This window comes from Caryophanon tenue (genome assembly GCF_001700315.1).
Lineage (GTDB): Bacteria > Bacillota > Bacilli > Bacillales_A > Planococcaceae > Caryophanon > Caryophanon tenue.
The window spans coordinates 105,499-120,099 of the sequence record NZ_MASJ01000039.1 but is presented as its reverse complement, the minus strand read 5'-3'; the positions used below and the strand labels follow the sequence as shown (position 1 = coordinate 120,099).

General features: G+C 40.8%; 16 protein-coding genes. 15 read left to right on the top strand and 1 reads right to left on the bottom strand.

Features of this window, described 5'->3' with window-relative positions; all coding sequences use genetic code 11:
- Positions 1 to 82 precede the first annotated feature (82 nt).
- From A6M13_RS13745 to A6M13_RS13725, 5 genes are all read left to right on the top strand, one after another.
- Complete coding sequence (locus tag A6M13_RS13745) at positions 83 to 691, top strand: NUDIX hydrolase (protein ID WP_066547586.1); 609 nt, start codon at positions 83 to 85, stop codon at positions 689 to 691.
- Positions 692 to 757: 66 nt separating this feature from the next.
- Positions 758 to 1,255 (top strand): hypothetical protein, encoded by a 498-nt coding sequence (locus tag A6M13_RS13740; protein ID WP_066547583.1) that lies wholly within the window; start codon positions 758 to 760, stop codon positions 1,253 to 1,255.
- 5 nt (positions 1,256 to 1,260) lie between these two features.
- Positions 1,261 to 1,953: an AIM24 family protein gene (locus A6M13_RS13735; protein ID WP_066547580.1), complete on the top strand. Its 693-nt coding sequence runs from the start codon at positions 1,261 to 1,263 to the stop codon at positions 1,951 to 1,953.
- Positions 1,954 to 1,964: 11 nt separating this feature from the next.
- Positions 1,965 to 2,420, top strand: a complete 456-nt coding sequence (locus A6M13_RS13730; RefSeq protein WP_066547577.1) for a DUF1648 domain-containing protein — start codon at positions 1,965 to 1,967, stop codon at positions 2,418 to 2,420.
- Between the two features lie 196 nt (positions 2,421 to 2,616).
- Positions 2,617 to 3,960, top strand: a complete 1,344-nt coding sequence (locus A6M13_RS13725) for an S-layer homology domain-containing protein (protein WP_066547574.1) — start codon at positions 2,617 to 2,619, stop codon at positions 3,958 to 3,960.
- Positions 3,961 to 4,008: 48 nt separating this feature from the next.
- Here the strand turns inward: A6M13_RS13725 and A6M13_RS13720 are convergent, their stop codons facing one another.
- The gene (locus A6M13_RS13720) at positions 4,009 to 4,923 is read right to left on the bottom strand and encodes a DMT family transporter (protein ID WP_066547572.1); all 915 of its coding nucleotides are present in this window, start codon (positions 4,921 to 4,923) and stop codon (positions 4,009 to 4,011) included.
- 228 nt (positions 4,924 to 5,151) lie between these two features.
- On the opposite strand from A6M13_RS13720, the gene A6M13_RS13715 reads away from it, so the two are divergent.
- The 10 genes from A6M13_RS13715 to A6M13_RS13670 all read left to right on the top strand — a co-directional run bounded on the left by A6M13_RS13715 (position 5,152) and on the right by A6M13_RS13670 (position 14,600).
- Complete coding sequence (locus tag A6M13_RS13715; RefSeq protein WP_066547570.1) at positions 5,152 to 5,565, top strand: MarR family winged helix-turn-helix transcriptional regulator; 414 nt, start codon at positions 5,152 to 5,154, stop codon at positions 5,563 to 5,565.
- Positions 5,566 to 5,796: 231 nt separating this feature from the next.
- Positions 5,797 to 7,443 (top strand): ABC transporter substrate-binding protein, encoded by a 1,647-nt coding sequence (locus A6M13_RS13710; protein ID WP_066547568.1) that lies wholly within the window; start codon positions 5,797 to 5,799, stop codon positions 7,441 to 7,443.
- Between the two features lie 13 nt (positions 7,444 to 7,456).
- The gene (locus tag A6M13_RS13705; RefSeq protein WP_066547566.1) at positions 7,457 to 8,461 is read left to right on the top strand and encodes an ABC transporter permease; all 1,005 of its coding nucleotides are present in this window, start codon (positions 7,457 to 7,459) and stop codon (positions 8,459 to 8,461) included.
- Positions 8,462 to 10,156, top strand: a complete 1,695-nt coding sequence (locus tag A6M13_RS13700) for a dipeptide/oligopeptide/nickel ABC transporter permease/ATP-binding protein (RefSeq protein ID WP_211270320.1) — start codon at positions 8,462 to 8,464, stop codon at positions 10,154 to 10,156. It abuts the gene before it with no gap.
- Complete coding sequence (locus A6M13_RS13695) at positions 10,143 to 10,928, top strand: ABC transporter ATP-binding protein (protein WP_066547558.1); 786 nt, start codon at positions 10,143 to 10,145, stop codon at positions 10,926 to 10,928. The genes A6M13_RS13700 and A6M13_RS13695 overlap by 14 nt, the downstream gene beginning before the upstream one ends.
- Entirely contained in the window at positions 10,925 to 11,557 is a 633-nt protein-coding gene (locus A6M13_RS13690; RefSeq protein ID WP_066547555.1) for a hypothetical protein, read from the top strand. The genes A6M13_RS13695 and A6M13_RS13690 overlap by 4 nt, the downstream gene beginning before the upstream one ends.
- The gene (locus A6M13_RS13685; protein WP_066547551.1) at positions 11,550 to 12,158 is read left to right on the top strand and encodes a hypothetical protein; all 609 of its coding nucleotides are present in this window, start codon (positions 11,550 to 11,552) and stop codon (positions 12,156 to 12,158) included. Before A6M13_RS13690 ends, A6M13_RS13685 begins: the two co-directional genes overlap by 8 nt.
- Before the next feature lies 1 nt (position 12,159).
- Positions 12,160 to 12,801, top strand: a complete 642-nt coding sequence (locus tag A6M13_RS13680) for a cell division ATP-binding protein FtsE (protein WP_066547549.1) — start codon at positions 12,160 to 12,162, stop codon at positions 12,799 to 12,801.
- On the top strand, positions 12,794 to 13,666 hold the full coding sequence (locus tag A6M13_RS13675; RefSeq protein WP_066547547.1) for a cell division protein FtsX: 873 nt from the start codon (positions 12,794 to 12,796) through the stop codon (positions 13,664 to 13,666). Before A6M13_RS13680 ends, A6M13_RS13675 begins: the two co-directional genes overlap by 8 nt.
- The gene (locus A6M13_RS13670; protein ID WP_066547545.1) at positions 13,659 to 14,600 is read left to right on the top strand and encodes a hypothetical protein; all 942 of its coding nucleotides are present in this window, start codon (positions 13,659 to 13,661) and stop codon (positions 14,598 to 14,600) included. The genes A6M13_RS13675 and A6M13_RS13670 overlap by 8 nt, the downstream gene beginning before the upstream one ends.
- Position 14,601: the final 1 nt, after the last annotated feature.

The following is a 14,601-nucleotide window of genomic DNA, read 5'->3' as shown; positions in this document are numbered from 1 at the left end:
CAAACGTGCGCTCGTTACGGCATTTTTAACGAGAACATGTTACGATACATATACGAACAAGACAGATAGGAGCGAGCAAACGGTGCGAGAGAAAATTATTGCAAACTTACAAAAACCTCAACCTTTATTTATCGGAGAGGATAGTGCCTTTCAATCGGCTGTCATGATTCCACTTGTTGAAAAAGATGGAGAACTACATGTATTATTTCAAGTACGTTCCTTTACGATGCGTAAACAGCCGGGAGATATTAGCTTTCCAGGTGGTAAAATTGATACGACAGATGATTCACCACTGGCTGCGGCTATTCGTGAAACGCATGAGGAATTAGGCGTCGACAAAGCGCATATTCAGGTTATTGCAGAGTTAAGCCCATATATTGCATCGTCGTCATTTATCGTGTATCCATTCGTTGGGATTTTATCGGTCGATGAATTTAAGGTTAATGAAGCGGAAGTCGCAGAGATCTTTTTAGTACCGCTACAACATTTACTGGATTTTGAGCCGTATTTACATTTAGTTGATGTAGCACCACAGCCTGGAGAGGACTTTCCGTTTGAAAAAATTATGAACGGAGCACAATACCAGTGGCGTTCTCGTCAAATGGAAGAATGGTTTTATGACTATGAACAGTACACAATTTGGGGCTTAACCGCGCGCATTTTAAAATATTTTTTAGAGCGCATTCAATAAAAGGCGAAACTTTCTGACACAACTCTCGTATGTAATATACGGGAGTTTTTTTAGGAGGTGTAGCACTTGCATTTAGAAAATCGCTTTCGTTATTTATATACAGGAGAATTAACGGCGGCTATATTGTTTATTGGGCTAAGTGCGCTCGTGAATTATACATACCCGTATTTATCATTGTATGCATCGCTTGCTTTTTGGAGCGCATTTATATTGTTAGAAGTTTTATTAGTACAAGGTAGTTATTATTGGTATCATCAGCTTAAGAGCTACCGAAAACGCCAGCGCATACCGTTACAAATTGTACGTCAGCTCTATCGATTTCAGCGTATCAATTGGTTCATCATGCCGATTCCATTGATTATTTTCATCATCGAGGCATCGAGCATTTCTTGGCAAACGTGGTGGCTTCGCTTCGCGATATATGTATTTGCCTTGCTGGAGTATATCAATTATTTTCATGTGCAGCTGTCGTATGATAATGTGGCCGATATTCGTTATTTATGTACACATAAGCAGTTGAAGCGAGCGACATTACAAAAAGACTTTCAACGATTAAAGGAGTGAATGAGATGTCACGTTATACATTGACACAACTAGTAGAAGCAACGAAGCAAGTTGATAGAGGGCAAGGTTTTTTTGAACTGGAAACACCTCGAACGTTAGAGGTAAATTTAGCCGGTAGTGTATGGGCAAAAGCGGGTTCTATGATTGCGTATGAAGGCACCATTAAATTTGAACGCGAACGTTTACTTGAGCAGGGGATTGGCTCGATGTTTAAAAAAGCATTCACTGGTGAGGGCGCACGCTTAATGAAAGCCGAGGGACAAGGGAAATTATATTTGGCGGATAACGGTAAGCGCATTTTAATTTTACAGTTAATGAATGATGCGATTGTTGTGAATGGCAATGATTTACTCGCAATGGATACAGCCATTAACCATGAAGTGAAAATGATGCGAAAAGTGGCAGGGATGCTGTCAGGTGGATTATTTAATGTTCGCTGTGAAGGCACGGGATTAGTGGCCATTACGGCACATTATGAACCATTAACATTGCGTGTAACACCAGGAAAGCCCGTAATTACAGACCCGAATGCAACGGTGGCATGGAGCGGTAATTTACAGCCGGAATTACAAACCGATATTTCATTTAAAACATTTGTTGGACGTGGTAGTGGCGAGTCGATTCAAATGCGCTTTGAAGGGGACGGCTTCGTCATTGTGCAACCGTTTGAAGAAGTGTATATGCAACAGCAAGTATAAAGGAGATTTTTATGATTCGTACATTATTAAAATGGTGTGGAGCGGCAGTTCTCGTTGCCGCTTACATACATATTGCTATGCATTGGTCTATTTTACCAGACGAAGTGCCAAGACATTATAATGCGCTCGGTGAACCGGATGCATGGGCAGGGAAATGGTTTATTTTCTTTGCACCAACAGTAGGTTTTGTACTATGGTTTTTACTTGGTGCAATTGAAAAACGCCCACAGTTTATTAATATGCCCGGCTTTCAACGAGACAATCCAAAGCATTTAGCGATTTCTTCTGTGTTATCAAGCGTTCTTCGTTTTGAAGTAGCACTTTTATTTAGTTATGTAAGTTTTAAAGATGTGTATATTGCTCAAGGTATGTCATTTGGCTTAGGATCATATGAGTTGCCAGTCATTTTAGGTGTGCTATTTGGGACTGTTTTTTTCTTTATGTTCCGAATGTTGCGTTCCGCATAAAATTGCATACATTTATATTAAAAACGAGAAGATATTACATGTATCTTGTCGTTTTTCTTATACTTTTTACGCAAAAGTACATACTTTAGGTCCTGTTTCTACAATAATAAGAAGGGAGGAAAGAAGGTGTGTCGAATAGTATAACTGTATAAAAAGCCACAGCCAGCCCTAGAAATATACTTAGGAGGTTGTCATAATGACACACACAACAAGATATGCTGTTGCAATTGTCGCTTGTTTGCTGTTTTTAAGCACATTTACATTGAACGCACAAGCACAGTCCTTTTCAGATGTTCCAGAAAGCAATCAGTTTTATGAAGCGATTGAATGGGGAACGGAATCAGGCATTATTAAAGGATACGGAGATGGTCGTTTTGGTCCAAAAAACATTTTAAATGGTGCGAATTTTGCCGTGATGTTTACGCGTTTAGTCGATGGAAGACTTTTTTATGAAAATAATAATTTAACGGAACGTCAAGTAGCCTTTTCTTATTTGAAATCGAAGCGTATTCCATTTAATGAAGCGACACAAAATGCGCCATTTACACGTTTGGATGTAGCCAAAATTATGTACGCGTATACGTACGGAGAAGTTGGCACGGAAAAAGAAGTAATTGACTTTATGTATGCACATCATATTACACGCGGGAAAGGCATGAGCGAAGACCCATATATTGATTTTGCAGGTGGGAACCAATTACGACGTGAGCATGCCGTTCAGTTTTTACTGAATTTCTACCATCATATTTGTGAAGAAGAAGAGCTACGTGAGCAACTAGGAGTAGCACCATTAGTCTCGTTAGAAAGCATGTTTGGTAAAGACCAGTATAAGTATATTGATTTCAACGGAGATGGTATACACGAATTAGCTGGTACTATAGAATCAGGCAAAATGGGGCGCTATTATGTGTTAATTTATAGTACGGACAATGGCACACATGGTGAATTACGAGATATCGTTGCGATGGAGGGAAGAGAACCAGTGCTTGAAGTCATTGACGGATTAACTGAAAATGATACAGAGCAGCTGGCTTATTTCTTCACAGATGGTATGGTGAATAATCTGTATTTCTGGTTAATAACAGCCGATGACTTAGAAGAAGTGAAAGTGTCTGAAATCGCCTTTCACCCATATGCACGATGGCGTATAGAAAACGGTCGTCTAGTCGTTTATTCAAGCGATAGTTATTCAGGCAATTACGGATTAGAAGACGGTTATTTAGTCGAGTATCCATTAACAGAATTTCCGCCGAAGGCACCAGACGCGAACCGCTTAACGATTCAGTATGATGTACACAATGACCGCATTGTGTCTCCATATGCAAATGGTGCAACAATTTCTGCTAAAGTTGGTCAGTATATTGATTTCGTACAAGGCGACGATGATATTTTCACTGAATATGTAGGGATTCTGTATCATGATGACGATTATATTACAGATGCAGATGGTTATTTTACAAAGCCAGGCACTATCGAAGTATTATTAGTGTTAGAGGGCAATCTGGATGAAAGTTATCGCTTATTTATTGAAGTGGAATGATAGAAAAAAAGCACAGTGCGAATTACTTTGCGCTGTGCTTTTGACGATTTAAGATGCTGCTGTTTTTGGTTGCGTCGGTATAAACGATAAACCTAGTACCATGCCCATAATGCAAAGCGCACCGACAAACTGCCAAAGACCAAATGGTAAGCTAAGCCATACAATACTACTAACGACAGCTGTTAGTGGCTCAAGCGTACCGAAAATGCTCGTTTCTTTTGGCGAAATATAATTTAAGCTTGCGACGAATAACCAAAAGGCAAGTGCAGTACCACATAAAATGGTAAAGGTCAGTGCTGCATATGTAGACGTGTCAAAAATAGATGCTTCACCGACTTGCCAAAAGGGCGCGACAAAATTAAAGAGCACGCCTGCGACAAGCATTGCCCAGCCAACGACTAAAATAGACGGCTGTGAAGCAAGAAGCGGTTTAGCATAAAGTGTATAAAAGGCTAACGATAGCCCTGAAATAATGCCCCAAATCATCGCGGAAAGTGGTACAGATAAAGAGTCAATTTGCCCGTTCGTTAACAGCAAGAATGTGCCACCGACCGTTAAACAAATTAACAATGCATCAAATTTTGTAAAGCGTTGTTGTCCAACTAAAATATAATACACAATAATAAATACCGGCGCTAAATACTGAAGTAATGTTGCCATTGCCGCATTGCCAAGCGCAATGGAAATCATATAGGAGTATTGTACAAGTAGCATACCGACGATACTAAAAATAATCAGGCGCACAGCCGTATATTTTTGTTGCCAAATGCCGAATATGTTTTTACCGATGAGCAGTTGTGAGCCAACAAGGAGCAAACCACCTACGAGCAGTCGTACAGTGACAAACCAATTGACATCAATTTGTTTTTGCTGGAACAAATATTGCGCGACTGTACCGCCAATCCCCCAAAAGCTTGCACTGATTAACGCGAAGCATATACCGATAAGACGTTTGTTTTTCATAAAATCCTCCAAAATAGTCATTATAGTAACTGTACTAATGATTGTGTGAAAAAGAAAGCATGAATCTGTCAACGTGTTCCAAAGAAATGTGTCGAAAATGGGAACGGTTTCACAAATAGTCGGTATTGTCGCTATGTGATTCCTTTTTTTTCAAAACATCATCTTTTATAATGGAAATTATGAAAACGCTTGCGCAATATGAGGCGCATATTATTAGGGAGAGAGTTTATGGAATTATTTACGTCAATGAACCGGTTAAACCGCTTTTATACAGTGCAAGTAAATGAAATTTGTGCCACACGCAAAATGACTTCAATGCAATTTTTAATGTTGCGTTATATTCACCAATCGAAAAGCTGTACAAGTATGGACATTGTGAAAGCATGGAATGTTGAAAAGCCAACTGTATCTGAGCATATTCGCCGTTTACATGACAAAGGGTGGGTAGCTATTACACAAGGTGCAGATCGTCGTGTGAAAAATTTATCGTTAACAACTGAAGGTATCGCAGTGTATGAAGACATCATTATTGAAGTAGAGCGTTTGCAACAAGAGGTAACAGCGATTTTTACGGAAGATGAGCTAGATGTATTTACACGTTTTGTCGCGAAGTTAGAACAGCAATTTTTATCGTATGAATAATCGTGAAATGCAAGTATTGTTTAAATTTTAAACAATACTTGCATTTTTTTATTTGTCTATTTGCCATTTTAAAAATTAAGTAAATGATTATTATTCTCATTAAATATGGACAAAAGTGCGTTTTAGACAAACGTGTCTATTATTATTTCCAAAAAACGATATTGATAATCATTATCAATGGATGTATGATAACAACTTGTACGAGCAAAACAACGAAAGAGGAGGAACATCATGAAAAGCATGAAGAAATTTTTTATGCTGCCAGTGCTAGCAGCGGGTTTAGTATTAGGCGCGTGTTCAGCAGATGAAAAAGAAACATCAGATGCTGAAGCAGTAACCGACACAGCGAGCGTTGAAAACTTAACGATAGGTCTATCAAGTGACGTAGGCCCATTAAATATTTATACAGGAAATTTAGATTGGTTAACGGATATGGTGTATGACAAATTATTCTCACCATCACCATATGTGGATGAGCCAACACCTTGGTTAGCCGAATCAGCGACACAAATTGATGCAGATACATGGGAAGTGGTCGTACGTGATGGCATTACATGGCATGACGGTGAAGCATTCACAGCAGAAGATGTGAAATTTACATATGAATACTATCGTGATGGCCCGGCGAACCGCCATACACACCATGTAAGTGAAGTACCACAAATTGATGAAATTTCAATCGGTGACGATGGGAGAACGGTTACATTTGAGTGTGGCTATGCTTGTCCATCCCTACAAACGATTACATTTGCCGATTTACCAATTTTACCAGAGCATATTTGGAGCAATGTGGAAAACCCACGTAAATATACGGATTTAGCAATCGGTACAGGTCCATTTAAGTTAACAGAATATGTAGCAGACCAACATTATATTTTAGAGGCGAACAATGATTACTTCATGGGCGCGCCAACTGTTGGCAAAATTACATTACCGATTATTGCGGATTCAACTGCGATGTTTAATGCGTTAAAATCAGGTCAAATTGATGCGTCATCAAAAACAGTACCAGCAGAATTAGTATCTACATTTAAAGGTGATGCTCAGTTTAAATTAGCAGAAGCAACAAACTTATCAATCGTACAATTTGGCTTAAACTACCAAAAAGCACCGTTTGATAACGAGAAATTCCGTCAAGCGATGTCACTAGCAGTAGACCGTCAAGCGATCGTTGACACAATTTTATTGGGACAAGGTCGTGCAGGTGATAAAGGGTATCCACACCCAGACTCACCATGGACAAATCCAGAATTATCAACACCATATAACACAGCAGAAGCAATTGCGTTATTTGAAGAGTTAGGATACAAAGATACAGATGGTGATGGCTTCCGTGAAGATATAAATGGCGAAGCATTACAATTATCGATTAAAGTATCATCAGGTGAACCAATTTACGTACGTGCAGCGGAGTTAATGGTGGAGCAGTATAAGGCAGTGGGCATTAACATGTTCGTAGAAGCGTTAGACCCAACAACATTTGCAGCGCACAACTCTGAGAAAAACTTTGACACGTATGTGAGCTTAATCGGTCCACACGGTGTAGCAGACCCAGACCAATTTATTATGTCTCACCGTTCAGGTTATTTATGGGCGAAAGAAATGCCATATGCCAAAATGGATGAGCTTGTAACGAAATGGATGGCGGCATCAACAATTGAAGAACGTAAAACAATCTCATTTGATATGCAAACGTTATACAATGAGCAACCGACAGCTATTGCTTTATACTATCCAGAAGAAGTATATGCATATAATGCAGAGAAATTTGATGGTTACGTAGAATCATTAGGCTACGGCGTTATTAATAAGTTCTCATTCTTACCAGAAGCAACACAACAAGCAGTTTCAGCAACACAACCAGTAATTGTAGAATAAGGTGGCAATGTAGATGAACAGACGTTTTTCGTACTTCGGAAAAAAACTGTTCCAATACACGCTCGTGCTTTTCGTGGCAATCTCGATTAATTTCGGATTGCCTCGTTTAGCACCGGGCGACCCATTATTATATTTTTTCGATGAATCAACGATTAAAGAGTTAACGGGTGCACAAAAGCAGGAAGTGCTCGACTCAGTTGGTTTAGGTGGGACGTTATGGGAACAATATATCCAGTATTTAAAAGGGATTTTTACATGGGATTTCGGCACATCCATTAAATATGCGCAGCCAGTAACTGAGGTCATTGCAGATAAATTATTATGGACTGTAACATTGATTTTACCGGCATTATTACTGAGTGCCGTTATTGGTGTCATCATCGGTGCCTATTCGGCATGGAATCGAGGACGTAAACGAGATATCGGATTTTTAACGATGATGCTGACATTCCAAGCTGTGCCAGGTTTCTGGATAGGGATGTTATTCATTGCGATTTTTGCTGTACAGCTCGGCTGGTTCCCAACATACGGTGCAGTGTCAATTGTACAAGACGGCACAACATGGGGCTTCATAAAGGATGTCGCTTGGCATTTAGTATTACCGATTGCGACATTGAGTATTGCGACAGTAGGCTCCAATTACTTGCTGACACGTTCGTCAATGTTAGAGTCATTAGGGCAAGATTATATGACGATGGCGGAAGCGAAAGGTGTGACGAAGAAAACATTAATTTTCAACCATGGTTTACGTAACGCATTACTACCCATTTATACACAATTTACAATGTCACTCGGTACATTAATTGGTGGCTCCGTTGTTGTAGAAACGGTATTTTCATATCCGGGCATTGGACGGCTTTTATATGAAAGCGTCGTGGCACGAGATTTCCCAATGATGCAAGGTGTCTTTTTAATGATTACATTTGGTGTCATTGCAGCGAATATTTTTGCAGATCTTACATATCCGCTTATCGACCCGCGCGCAAAATCATCTGCGGTACATAAGGGGGGACAATAAATGCGTAAATCAACGAAGTTTATTGGTTTAACGGGTGTCGTGATGTTCAGTATCGTCGCATTATTTGCAATATTTGGTCCATTATTCATCCCTTATGATGCGTATAAACAAGCAGGAGCATCATTTCAGCCACCGAGCGCGTCTCATTGGCTCGGCACAAATGATATGGGACAAGATATTTTAGCCGAATTGGCGGTTGGGGCACGCACATCGTTATTTATCGGAATTATGACGGCAATTTTAGCGACACTTATTGGTGGGATTGTCGGCGTGTTATCTGGTTATATCGGTGGTCGTTTTGAACAGTTGATGATGCGTATTATTGATGTTGTATTAACGCTTCCCTATTTACCGTTAATGATTGTTGTCGCGGTATATATGGGACCAGGCGTATTTACACAAATTTTCGTCATTACGCTCGTGATGTGGGCAGGCAAGGCACGTCAAATTCGTGCGCAAACATTATCGATTAAGTCAGCAGGTCCTGTGCTTGCGGCAAAAACAATGGGTGCAAGCGATTTTTATATTTTCAAGAAACATATTTTACCTGGTGTCTTTCCATTGTTTATTCCCCAATTTGTTGGTGCAGTGAATGCGTCGATTTTAATGGAGTCATCACTAAGCTTTTTAGGAATGGGTGATCCGACGATGAAAAGTTGGGGCAGTATTTTATACTATGCCAATAGCCGAAGCGGTTTCTTAACAGATGCGTGGATATGGTGGATTATTCCTCCAGGGATTTGTATTGTTCTTGTTGTATTAGCCTTCTCATTTATGGGTTATTACTTAGAGGAAAAAGTGAACCCGCGTTTAAGTGCATATACAGCAGCACAAAAGCGTGTGAAGCAACAGATTACAGTAAATGAAGAGCTTGTTGCACAAAACATCGCATTAGCAGTACGTGATTTATCGGTAAAATATCCGAAAAATGGCAAATTTACAACCGTTGTATCAGATGTGCGCTTTGATGTGAAACAAGGGGAAGTGCTCGGTATCGTTGGGGAGTCCGGTAGTGGAAAAACAACGGTGGCATCAGCAATTATCCAGCAACTTCGTTCACCTGCACATGTACCGCATGGCGCGATTTATTTTGAAGGACGCGATTTACAGCTATTTAGTGACGAAGAAATTCGCGAAGTACGCGGTCAGCAAATCGGTTATATTGCACAAGCAGCGATGAATGCTTTAAATCCGGTTGTCTCAGTGGAGAAGCAGTTAAAGGAGGCACTACTTGCACACCAAACATTATCGACAAAGGAAATTGATGAGCGTATTGATGAAGCATTAATTCAAGTAGGACTAGAGCCGAAATGGCGTTATGCATTTTCACATGAATTATCTGGTGGTATGCGTCAGCGTGTCATTATTGCGATGGCACTGATTAATAAGCCGCGCTTTGTCATTGCGGATGAGCCGACAACTGGCTTAGATGTGATGGTACAAGTTGAAATTATTCAACTGCTACGCAAATTGCAACGAGAATTGAATTTATCGATGATTTTCATTTCACATGATTTACCGGCTGTGCTATCCATTACAGATCGCTTAATTATTATGAAATACGGACATATTGTCGATGAGGGACCTTCGAAAGCATTAGCGAAAACCTCTACCCATCCGTACACACGCCGTTTAATTGATGCCATTCCATTATTACAACCACGCAAGGAGGAAGTGCGCGATGTCGTTCATTGAGATTGAACATTTAATGAAAATTTACGGTCACTCGAAAAGCGATAAAGTCGCCGTTTTAAAAGATGTATCGTTTACAATGGAGCAACGTGAAATCGTTGGTTTAATTGGTGCGTCAGGCGCTGGGAAAAGCACGATTGGCAAAATTTTAGCAGGACTTGAAATGCCGAATAAAGGCACGATTCGTTTTGACGGGCATGATTTAACAAAAATGTCGGGACGAGAGCGCCGCGCGTTTTCCAAACACATTGCGATGATTTTTCAAGACCCGTATGAATCACTATCGCCCCGTATGAAAATTCGAGAGCTTGTCGAAGAACCACTCATCATTCAGCAAATTGAACGTGATAAACAAAAGCGTCTCAATATTGTACGAGAGGCACTACAAGTTGTGTCTCTTGACCCAGATAAATATTTAGAGCGTTACCCACATGAATTATCCGGTGGGGAGCGTCAGCGTGTCGGTGTTGCGCGCGCCTTTGTGTGTAAGCCGAAGCTGATTATTGCGGATGAGCCAACATCGATGCTCGATACGTCACTGCGTTTAGAATTGATTGCGCTACTAAAATCAATGAATGAGCAGTACGGCATTTCATATGTGTTTGTTACGCATGATATTGCGCTGACAAAAGGGTTTTGCGATCGTATTATCGTTTTACATGAAGGGGAAATTGTTGACGAAGGTATGACCGACGATGTCATCAACAACCCGACACATCCATTTACAAAAGCGCTCATTCATGCGCTATTAACACTTGAAGGAGCACACGAATGACAGCAGAGTATATTGTAATTCACCCACGTAATATTTTTTCAGATGAAGAGGCGAATGAGCGATTTGACATCATTGATATGTATGACTTAGAGCGTACAGATTTAACACCATATACATGTATGATTGTGTTAAATTTTGTCGACCAAGATTATTTGTTGGAGCAAAAGGCGGTGATTGATGCGTTTTTAGCAGCGGGCAAAATTGTCGCGTTTTTTGGGAATTTAGTTACACCGTGGCTAGAGGGGCAAAGTATGTTTATACCGAAAGAAATTCGCTGGCACGGTGACTACAATATTTCAATTGCAAGTGACCATCCGATTTTTGACGGGGTGTTAGAAGATGATATGACAACGAATAAAGGTGTAAAAGGTTTCTTTGCTCGTGGCCATCACGAAGCACCAGCACACGCGGAAGTACTGCTGACATTACCAGATGGTGAAACGGTTACGTACATTGATCGTACGTCTACAAATGGTACGATTTTTATGCATGCAGGTGGGAATTTATTCCGCATTGGCTTAGGGATGAAAAACCAACCGACCAAAACAACGGACGTCATTCCTGCGCGTATGGAAGCATGGGTTGACGAAGAATGGGCACGTTTAAAAGGAGCGAAAATAAATGCGTAAAATTGCAGTATTTTATAGCGGTAGTTCACATCATAGCCGTACATATAAAACATCGGAGTTTGGCCAATATATTGATGTGTGTATTCCTGCGCGTCATTTCGCTGAAGCATCGCTTGACGATATGGATGTTTTGATTATCCCATCACAGTCTCATTTAGGTTTATTGGAACAAAATGTCGACAAAATTTATGCCTTTGCCAACAGTGGAAAAACAGTCGTAACGTTTGGCCCACAACATCGTGATTGGTTACCAGAACAAAATTGGGAGTTCCGTCCGACCAACTTTTGGTGGTGGTTAGAAACAGGTGCAGATTCAGGTCTGCGTTTGCCGGGCGAAACCCATGATTTATTTACCAATTATTTAACACTTGATGATGCAACGTGGCATCAGCACGGCGTATATTGGCCAACAGATGGCTGTGAAACGTTAGTATCAACGGTTGACGGCGGCTCGGTGCTCTATATTGATAAAGTGAACACAAGTGGCACATGGATTAATACAACACTCGACCCAGATTATCATTACGGTTCGTATTTTATGCCAGCAACGGAGCGCTTTTTACGCGGCTTCTTACCTTGGTTAAAAGAAGGAGTTTTATAACATGATTCAGATGCACGATGTAACAAAAAGCTTTGACGGTGTACCCGTGTTAAATGGTGTGAATTATACACTTTCGCATGGGGAGTTTGCTTTTTTACGTGGACGCTCTGGCTCAGGGAAAAGCACATTTTTAAAGCTTTTATATCGTGAGTCAGAACGTGAACATGGCACAATTTTGATCGATGGTACAGCAATTGATGCGCTACAAAAATTCGAATTGCGCCGAAAAATGGGCATTATTTTTCAAAGTTACGAATTAATTTCACAACATACGGTACTTGAAAATGTTTTAATAGCCGGAAAAGCACTTGGGCGTCCGCTAGAAGAAATCGAAGCGGAAGCGATGCGTCTTTTAACGCGTGTCGGTTTAGCTGATAAAGTTCATCAGTTTCCGAATAAATTGTCAGGTGGTCAGCAACAGCGTGTAGCAATTGTACGCGCGTTGCTGAATAAGCCAAAACTCTTGCTTGCAGACGAACCGACCGGTAATTTAGACCGTGAAACAGCACAAGATATTATGACGTTGTTGTACGAATTGCACCGCGAAGAGCAAATGGCGATGCTCATTGTGACGCATTCAGAGGAATTACTAACGTCAGGTGCTCGCGTATCGGTGATGGAAGGTGGGCATATTGATGAATAAACACCAATGGCAATATATGTTTCATGATACGAAGCTCGGCTTAAAGCGTAACAAAGGTGCAGTCATGGCCTCGGTCACGCTTCTTTTTATTGCGCTCTGTCTAATTGGACAATTACTGCTTGTGCGTGCGTATATTACAGAAGCAGTGCATTATGTGGAGTCACAAGTTGCGATGAAAGTGTATGTGGAAGATGGCATGGCTCAAGAGGTTGCAGCGATTTTAGCAGAGCAGTCCTATACAAAGGATGTAAACGTCGAAACGGGTGCGGAGATGATAGCATCGCTTGCCTTTTTCTTTGAAGGGAGAACGCATTTACTGGAGAGCTTTACAGATGGGCGTGTACCTGATGCAGTGAAGTTCTCGGTAAAAGATGCGGAAATGATGCAAGTAATTGCAAAAAATTTAGAAGGTGCATCCGGTATTGTCTCAGTGGTCTACCCGCAGCAAATGGCACAAATATTAGTGTCGTGGATAGAGACGATTGAGTTATACGGTGTACTCGTTGTACTGCTGTTTTTTGTCGTTGCTTTTATGATGGTGTATAGTACATGCCATTTAGCCATGTATAAACGTCAACAAGAGCTAAAGGTGAAACTGTTGCTTGGGATGAATCCGAAAATTGTGCGCATGCAATTTTTAATGGAAGGCGTCGTACTTGGAATAAGCGGTGCATGTATCGCAATGCTGACGACTGCCGTAAGCTACTATACAGTTTATGCAGGTATTCACCAGGCCGTGCCGTATTTGGGGAAGCTACACACGATGGATTTGGTCATGGTATGTAGCGTACAGCTTGTAATGGGTGTGTTTTTAAGCGTGCTCGCAAGCTATATATCCACGCGGGATGTGATTGCTGATGTGTAAACGGCTACTTCTAATCACGACATTATTACTAGCAATGGCCGTGCCGACCTATGCGCATTTAACGGGGGCTTTTGCCGATTTTTTAGCGATTGTTTATGATGAAACAACGATTTCAACATTGCATGAAGAATTAGCGCAAACACGCGCGGATATCGAGGCGTTAACACCGCAAGTCGCAGAAGCTGAAAATGTATTCCGCGACAATCAGCAACAAGCAATTATGCAATTACAGGCGTATGCGGAAACAGGCTTAGACACATGGCTGACGATGATGAAGCAAGGAAATGATGTTGTTGATTTACTTGGGAATCAGTGGCTGATGGAGCAACAAATTACGACATATTTACAGCAGCTCAATGTTTTGTATAGTGAATTTAAAACATTAGAGCAGGCACAACAATCATTACAAGGGCATGAACAGCTACTTTATGCAATCGAAAAAAACTTGCAAGCAAGGGAAGCTTTTCTTGCGGAAACAGCAGGTCTTGAATTAGATGTAATTGCGAATTATTTAGATATTGACTGGACCGCAGAAGTAGAAGCGCATATTATTGCTGATTTGACAGCGGATATGAATGTCATTAACGATGAGCTTTTACAATGGGTACAGCAACCGGCGTTAACGCTTCCTGAACAATGGCTGAATGACAAAAGCGCCGCTACGTATTATTTCCGAAACGACCATATTTATATGGAGTATGAATTGGAATTTGCGCATGTGTTAATTCTTGGACAAGTGTTACAACAGGAAACCGGCGATGCAGCGCAGTTTGTGATTGAAGCAGGATTTTATAACGGCTTCTTTTTACCGGAGGAATTATTAGTGGAGCTATCTGGGTGGTCGATTGCTTATGAAACGCTTCAACAGCTCGACGGTGTCGATCAGCCATATATTACACAGCAAAATGGCTATTTACAAATTGTATCAAAGTAGG

Coding starts and splice junctions, on each gene's coding strand:
- A6M13_RS13735 (WP_066547580.1), top strand. CDS start 1,261: ATGTCACGTTATACATTGACACAACTAGTAGAAGCAACGAAGCAAGTT.
- A6M13_RS13730 (WP_066547577.1), top strand. CDS start 1,965: ATGATTCGTACATTATTAAAATGGTGTGGAGCGGCAGTTCTCGTTGCC.
- A6M13_RS13725 (WP_066547574.1), top strand. CDS start 2,617: ATGACACACACAACAAGATATGCTGTTGCAATTGTCGCTTGTTTGCTG.
- A6M13_RS13720 (WP_066547572.1), bottom strand. CDS start 4,923: ATGAAAAACAAACGTCTTATCGGTATATGCTTCGCGTTAATCAGTGCA.
- A6M13_RS13715 (WP_066547570.1), top strand. CDS start 5,152: ATGGAATTATTTACGTCAATGAACCGGTTAAACCGCTTTTATACAGTG.
- A6M13_RS13710 (WP_066547568.1), top strand. CDS start 5,797: ATGAAAAGCATGAAGAAATTTTTTATGCTGCCAGTGCTAGCAGCGGGT.
- A6M13_RS13705 (WP_066547566.1), top strand. CDS start 7,457: ATGAACAGACGTTTTTCGTACTTCGGAAAAAAACTGTTCCAATACACG.
- A6M13_RS13700 (WP_211270320.1), top strand. CDS start 8,462: ATGCGTAAATCAACGAAGTTTATTGGTTTAACGGGTGTCGTGATGTTC.
- A6M13_RS13695 (WP_066547558.1), top strand. CDS start 10,143: ATGTCGTTCATTGAGATTGAACATTTAATGAAAATTTACGGTCACTCG.
- A6M13_RS13690 (WP_066547555.1), top strand. CDS start 10,925: ATGACAGCAGAGTATATTGTAATTCACCCACGTAATATTTTTTCAGAT.
- A6M13_RS13685 (WP_066547551.1), top strand. CDS start 11,550: ATGCGTAAAATTGCAGTATTTTATAGCGGTAGTTCACATCATAGCCGT.
- A6M13_RS13680 (WP_066547549.1), top strand. CDS start 12,160: ATGATTCAGATGCACGATGTAACAAAAAGCTTTGACGGTGTACCCGTG.
- A6M13_RS13675 (WP_066547547.1), top strand. CDS start 12,794: ATGAATAAACACCAATGGCAATATATGTTTCATGATACGAAGCTCGGC.
- A6M13_RS13670 (WP_066547545.1), top strand. CDS start 13,659: ATGTGTAAACGGCTACTTCTAATCACGACATTATTACTAGCAATGGCC.